At 53.5% G+C, this 6,964-nt stretch carries 4 protein-coding genes and 2 pseudogenes; 5 read left to right on the top strand and 1 reads right to left on the bottom strand.

Annotated features, from left to right (window positions below; genetic code table 11):
- Positions 1 to 6: 6 nt before the first annotated feature.
- Positions 7 to 753 (bottom strand): GntR family transcriptional regulator, encoded by a 747-nt coding sequence (locus GA0061100_RS31990; protein WP_075856888.1) that lies wholly within the window; start codon positions 751 to 753, stop codon positions 7 to 9.
- Between the two features lie 337 nt (positions 754 to 1,090).
- Here GA0061100_RS31990 and GA0061100_RS31995 point away from each other — a divergent pair, with 337 nt between their 5' ends.
- The 5 genes and pseudogenes from GA0061100_RS31995 to GA0061100_RS35305 form a co-directional block, all read left to right on the top strand.
- Positions 1,091 to 1,738 carry a beta/alpha barrel domain-containing protein gene (locus GA0061100_RS31995; RefSeq protein WP_075856889.1) on the top strand — a complete coding sequence of 216 codons (648 nt, stop codon included), beginning with the start codon at positions 1,091 to 1,093 and terminating at the stop codon, positions 1,736 to 1,738.
- A gap of 19 nt (positions 1,739 to 1,757) precedes the next feature.
- Positions 1,758 to 2,729, top strand: a complete 972-nt coding sequence (locus tag GA0061100_RS32000; protein ID WP_075856890.1) for a nucleoside hydrolase — start codon at positions 1,758 to 1,760, stop codon at positions 2,727 to 2,729.
- A gap of 503 nt (positions 2,730 to 3,232) precedes the next feature.
- Complete coding sequence (locus tag GA0061100_RS32005) at positions 3,233 to 5,335, top strand: phosphocholine-specific phospholipase C (RefSeq protein WP_075856891.1); 2,103 nt, start codon at positions 3,233 to 3,235, stop codon at positions 5,333 to 5,335.
- A 368-nt stretch (positions 5,336 to 5,703) separates the two neighbouring features.
- Positions 5,704 to 5,913 (top strand): annotated as a pseudogene (locus GA0061100_RS35300) (ISL3 family transposase); the annotation flags it as partial.
- Between the two features lie 756 nt (positions 5,914 to 6,669).
- Positions 6,670 to 6,964: pseudogene (locus GA0061100_RS35305) on the top strand (hypothetical protein); the annotation flags it as partial.

Genomic DNA, 6,964 nt, shown 5'->3' on the forward strand with positions numbered 1-6,964 from the left:
GTTGTTTTATTTTGTCGTGTTGCCAGACCTATTGACGCGTGTCGTATACCGATAGGAGGACACGTATTTCATTTCACAATACTCGAACGGCTGACGTCGCTCGGACAAGGTAATGCGTTCGCACAGCAATAGCGGCGAGCCCTCCGAGACATGCAACAGAGCGGCGTCATCCGTATTGGCCGCGATGGAGCCGACACTTTCCAGCCCCTCAGCGGCGTGCAGGTCGAACCGCCGATCGAGCAGCGCGTAAAGCGAGCCGGTAAGGTTCAAATCATCTTTGGTAATCGCCCCCGGCAAGACGAGATGGGAATCGTGAATGCCGATCCGATTGCCGTCGATCGTTCGGATGCGCTTTACCCGCGTAACGATGCGACGCGGTTCAATCTTCAAGACGCCTGCCACGGCAAGGCTGGCTGGAACCTGTTCCACGAGCAGGATGATTTGTCCGGCCTCACCGCCCCGTTTCCTGGTGTCACTGGAAAAACTGTCCAGAAAGCGCGACATTTCACGTACCGAGGAAGGCGCAACGAATGTACCGCGACCGTGTTCGCTATAAAGAATACCCTGTTCTTCGAGCAATCTGACAGCCTTGCGCACCGTATCGCGGCTCATTCCGTAATGTGCCGCCAATTCCCGTTCAGATGGCAGCGCGTCATTAGCACTGCGATCGCCGAGTTCGATTTCGCCTTGCAAGACCGTCGCGAGGCGCCGATAAAGCGACTGCCCGTTTTCTCCGGCTTCTTCACCCTTCATGCTCAGCTGTCTCCGCGGTTTCGTGATCCTTTCCTTACAATAGGTCACGCAAGTCAAGCCGTCTTCAAATGTACGAACGGCAGCGTTCGTTTTGAACAATTTCCAAAGCGGTGCCACTCATGACTTCCGCTAGGATCTTCCCCTGCTGATTGGCAAGCTATCTCTTTTCAGCCTACTGATAAACAATTACTGGTACGGACCATAATGTCAAGCGTCATTCTGAATTGCGGAAAATATGCCGAATTCTGGCAGATATTGCGATAAAAATCCTCAAGATGCCTTGACTGGTGCGTACCAATAAGGCAATTGAACTGGCGTCAAACAGGAGTCTTCGATCATGCAGCTTCCCGCGTTCGTGGCGTTCACAGGTGTGGACCGCTCAGATTATGTCGACGGACTGCGCGCGCTGTCAGCCCGATATCCGATCGAATGGGGAGTGCTCGTCGACGATGCGCAGATCAGCAAGCCGCTGTTCCCGGAGATTTCGGTGCGCCGTGCCTTTCTCGCCGCTGGCGGTTTGCGATTGGCTGCCCATGTCTGCGGCGACGAGGCGCGCAGAATAGCCAACGAGCCCGATACGGCAACCGTCAATCTGGCTGGCTATCAGCGTGTTCAGGTCAATCACAGCTTTTCAGGCAGCTCGTCAGAGCAAATCGAGAATACATGGCGGTACGGTCGCAGGCATGGTGTTCGCACGATGCTTCAGTGCAAGGATGAATTCCCGATCGAAAGTAGGCTCGACTGGCTTTTTGATGTTTCATTCGGGACAGGCATCACACCGCGAGCCTGGCCGAGGTTGCCGCGCTCTGGACCGTTTTGCGGCTACTCGGGTGGCATCAATCCGGGCAATGTCAAGGACGTGTTGAATGCCATCTCCGCCGAACGAGGCGACATGTACTGGATCGACATGGAGTCCGGGATACGCACGGACGGCTGGCTCGATCTCGACAAATGCGAGAGTGTCTGTCGCGCAGTATACGGTTGAAGATGTCTTGGAGGGCAGGATGAACGATGAAAGGCTTGTCATCCTCGACACCGATCCCGGGATCGACGATGCGATGGCGCTGCTCTTTTTGGGTGGACAACCCAATATCCGTTTGTTGGCGATCACATCAATCTTCGGCAATGCCGAAATCGACGTCACGACGCGTAACGCGCTCTATCTGAGCCAGCGTTTTGGCATCGACGCGCCGGTTTATCGTGGGGCGGCAATGCCGTTGAGCATCGCTCGCCACCCGTCACCGCGTCATGTCCATGGTGACGATGGTCTGGGAGGCATCGACGCCGTCGGCGACTTCACAGGCGAGGCGGCCCCAGGCGAAGCTTCGGAGCGAATGATCGAGCTCATACGCGCGAATCCAGGAAAGGTCACGATCCTGGCGCTGGCGCCGTTGACCAATCTCGCATTGGCGCTTGTCCGGGAGCCGGAGATAGCGCATCAGGTCAAGGAAGTTGTCATCATGGGTGGAGCTTTTGGCTGGGCGGGCAAGCGTGGCAACGTCTCGCCCGTCGCGGAAGCGAACATCTTCAACGATCCCCATGCCGCCGACTTTGTGTTCAACGCTGTATGGCCGGTCACGGCTATCGGCCTTGACGTAACGAGCCAATGTGTTCTCACGTCGAAACAGGCTGCCGAATTAGCGGATAGGGGCGGCGAAGCCGGCAAATTCCTTTGGGAGATCTCGCGGGGCTATGAGGATGTCTACAGGCGGTCCCAAGGGGTAGATGGCTGTTGTCTGCATGATGTCGCGGCGGCCGCATGGCTGACCCACCCCACGCTTTTTCGAACGCAAACCGGTCCCATTCGCGTATTGACTGAGGGTATCGCGATTGGTCAGACAATCCAAAAGCCGGACGATCAGGTTTTTGGCGCAAGCGCGTGGGACGGTCTACCTTCGCAATCTGTTTGTGTTGCCGTTGATCACGCGCGGCTTATTCACACCTACACACAGGCGCTCATAACGGCGGCGAAATGATGCCGAACGATCAAACGCAGTGAACAATCTCGGTCCATTCCGGCGGACCAGATCTTGCCGCAAGAAGGTGAAGAATCGACAGCCGATATGCCGTTAAGTGCCGCTACGAACAACATCGGGGCATTGCAAACAGCGATCGGCAATGTTTGGGGACCGATCGGCGGGTCTTTCTCACTCTTGTCAATCTGGTAGCGTACACCTCCAATGGAGTTAAGGCGAGGCTGAGCTGCCGCACCAAGACTGCATCGAAACATAACTGCGCCGGATCAATAATGGCTAACACTGATCGTACAGCGCCAGAAAGAAATCCTCTGTAGGAGTTTCGCTCGAGTGTCAGCTCACCAACCTTTCTACGTTGCGGGATCATTTAGCGGAGTACAATACATGAAGCACGAACTTGCGGCGATGTCGCTCACCGTTAGATCCGATGGCCACCGCGTTTATGATCTCTGCCCACTAACGTCGTTTCTCCAACCGTCCAAGTCGATTCCGAGCTTAAGACAATGGTTATAAATTCCCGACGCGATTTTTTGAAATTCTCTGCCGGGCTGGCTAGCGCAACCCTCGTTCCTGAATCGATTCGCAAAGCGCTTGCTATCGAGCCGAATACAGCGACCGGTACCATTCGGGACGTTGAGCATATCGTTGTTTTCATGCAGGAAAATCGCTCTTTTGACCACTATCTTGGCCATCTGAGCGGGGTACGCGGATATAATGATCGGTTTCCAGTGACTCTGCCTAACGGTAAGCCGATTTGGTATCAGCCACGCAAGGAAGATGCGACCAAGGTCATTACTCCGTTCCGTTATGATACGACAAATCCAGATGTCAATGCACAATGCATTGGCGGGTTACCCCATACTTGGGGAACAACGCATAGCGCAATCAATCATGGTCGATCCGATCAGTGGGCCGCGCAGAAAACCAATATGACGATGGGTTACCACGTACGCGATGACATTCCGTTTCACTATGCGCTTGCGGATGCCTTCACCGTTTGCGACAATTACTTCTGCTCCATTCCAGGAAATACGCACCCCAACCGGATGTATCTCATGACTGGCATGGTCGATCCCACAGGTATAGGTGGCGGTCCGTTGCTGGACAATACTGACTATATCGACAATTCGTTCGATAGCGTTAAACTCTCTCCATTCACTTGGACGACCTATCCGGAGCGCCTTGAGAAGGCAGGTATCTCTTGGCAAATCTATCAACAGGGCGTTGACTCTGACAATTTCACGGGCAACTACGGCACCAACATGCTTGCGTGTTTCGAGAATTTCGTACATGCGCCGGTCGGTTCTTCATTACATAGCCGTGGAATGAGCGCACGCACGCTTGACCAATTGAAAGCAGATGTACAGGCCAATACATTACCGCAAGTGGCTTGGCTGCTACCGCCGGCCGCATATTCTGAACACCCTAAGTTCACACCGCTCTATGGGGCGCATTACCTCTCGACTATTCTTGAGGCATTGACATCGAACCCGGAGGTCTGGAGCAAGACCGTTCTTTTTATCATGTATGACGAAAACGATGGCTTTTTTGACCACGTCGTGCCGCCGCAAGCGCCCACACTTCCAAATTCTGGGAAAAGCACGGTCGATATATCGTTTGAGGGCCACAATGTGGTGGCCGCCACGCAAAGGGACGCTTATACCGCTGACAATCTCCCTTACGGGCTGGGGCCGCGTGTACCCATGTTTGTGGTGTCGCCATGGTCCAAGGGCGGCTTCGTATGTTCGCAGGTATTTGACCATACCTCCGTGCTTCAGTTCATCGAGCAGCGTTTCGGGATTGCGGAAATAAATATTTCCTCCTGGCGGCGAGCCGTCTGCGGAGACCTCACATCTGCGTTAGACTTTTCCATGCCTGATGTGGGAGTGCCGGTCTTGCCCAGCACTCAGATGTACGTCTCGGAGGCGGATATGCAATGTTTGCGCGCATCAGAGCAGACCGCCCCTGATGGCGCCACTCCGCAAGTGATGACCGGTCAAGAACCTGGAACCCGACCCGCTCGCGCTTTGCCGTACGAGTTGCATGTGACCGGGCGAATTCAAGAACAGGGCTATGCTCTGACTTTCACAAACACTGGTAGACAAGGCGCTCATTTCTATGTCTACACAGCGGACGCTACCGCTACTCCACGGCGCTACACAGTCGAAGCAGGCAAACAGTTGAGCGATACTTGGGAGCTTGATGCAACTAGTTGCTACCATCTGAGCGTCTGGGGCCCGAACGGATACTTCCGTCGTTTTGTGGGTTCGGCTACAGCAAACTCGGTTGCGATGCCGGAATTGACAACACGCTATGACGCGGCAAATGGCGACATGTATGTCACGATCTCTAATACGGGAAGCGGGGCCTTGGTCGTCATGGCGGTCGATATGGCATACGGCCATGAGGCACAAACCTTAACGGTGCCCGCTCGAGAGAGTGTGGATGCGCAATGGAACTTGTCGCATAGTGGGTGTTGGTACGATTTCAAATTCGCGGTGACAGACAACCCCGCCTGGTTGCGTCGTATTGCAGGCCATATGGAGACTGGCCGAGCGAGCATTACAGATCCGGCGGCAATAGCACCTGCCACACAGGCAGTTTAATCCCAAGCGCTTTGCTGGCACACCACCCGCCACGCTTGGCGTGCCCATGCTGCCTGGATATCCAAGGGCTTCCGACTATGCGCTATCGTCAGTCGATTTCCGGGGTGAAAGGATTGCCTTTCCCGCGCCTGATCTGCATTGTGCCTGAGTCGCTACCTTTGCCTTCCTCTTTATGTCGCTTCAACGCGACCACGTTAGGCATTTGATGCCGTTTGAGAAGGGCCGTTCCACCTCATCAGCTCGGGGCCGACTAGGCCAACTGGGCGTCACGGCACTAAAGTGGTGAATTGTCGTTTGGCATTTAAGCGGGGTCTTCCTCACTTTGTGTGGTTAACAAATCGTTGGCGGTGACGTTGGTATGAGCTGGCATGCGAACGAAATCGAAATGGTCGCCCGGTCCGGGTATTAAGGTGCAGAGCGTCGTATCCAGCGACAAAGGCGATTGGGTTGTGTCTGCGTGCGGACCATCATCTGGCATATGCCCGGATTGCCGACATCAGAGCAGAAGTCGGCACGGTTGGTCGTACCGAAGTCTTCAGGACTTGCCGATCCAAGGCAATGAGGTGACGTGTTCAATTTCACAACACTTTGACTCATATTTGCATTTGAGGCTGATCCATTAAGTGACTGAGAACCCATTGACGAATTTGCGATGTCGATATCCAGGCAGAGTCGCGACGAAATGCAAAATTGGGTGAAATCTCGACACAAACGAACAATCTTGACCGCATGGTTGACTCCGCGCTTGGCTGCAACGCCACTTTTCAAAGACGACGACCCACAGTCAACCAAATCGGATCTGTAATGATGTGAAAGGAATCGAACCGTCAAACCTCCAAAGCTGATCGCGTATCTGTGGATAGCCTCGAAACAAGACGTTTGCAGAAGTCGGCGCCGTGCTGCAAAGCCTCCGCAATCTCCGCTGCGTCGAATTTCGTATCCAGTGCCGCTTCCGCATTCCTCTCGATCTGCCTCCAGCTATAGCGCCGTTGGCCACTCGTTGAGGAACCGTACACTCTTGATTCTAATCACGGAGTGGCATTGAGCCAGGCGGGCTCATTGACAAATTGCTGAACAATTACCTCAGGCATTATTTCATTATGCGAACGTCGACCTCAATCCAGCAGATGATTTCAATCCATTTACTCGACATATTCCAGCTAAACTTTAAATACATAATTGGATTTTCATTATAAATATCTAATTAAACCTTATTTCATAGCATGAAATGCTATAGTTGCATCCAGATATAATTAAGATCATCAAGAAATTTACCAAAAATAAACTACGTTGATGCATATAGATCTGATTGGGTAGGCTCTAGCTACGAGCGGATGACGACGGGCGGCAAGGCCGCAGCGATATTCGGTGCGCCACCAGGGAATGCACAGCAAGTGACCTGCTTGTTTGATCGTGTGCCGAACGGAAGCTCGGCCATTCAACATCTTGGTTGGGGGAACACCATGGGATATTTTAAAACATTCGGCGTCACGGCTCGCTTGACAACGGGCTTCGGCTTTTTGCTCATTTTGATGATCGGCCTGACATTCTACTCCATCAGACAGGTCGAAACCATCGACCGAAATCTTGGCATAATCAACGACGTCAACAGCGTGAAGCAACGCTATG

Origin of the sequence: Martinezella hainanensis, assembly GCF_900094555.1 — a bacterium.
GTDB lineage: Bacteria > Pseudomonadota > Alphaproteobacteria > Rhizobiales > Rhizobiaceae > Rhizobium > Rhizobium hainanense.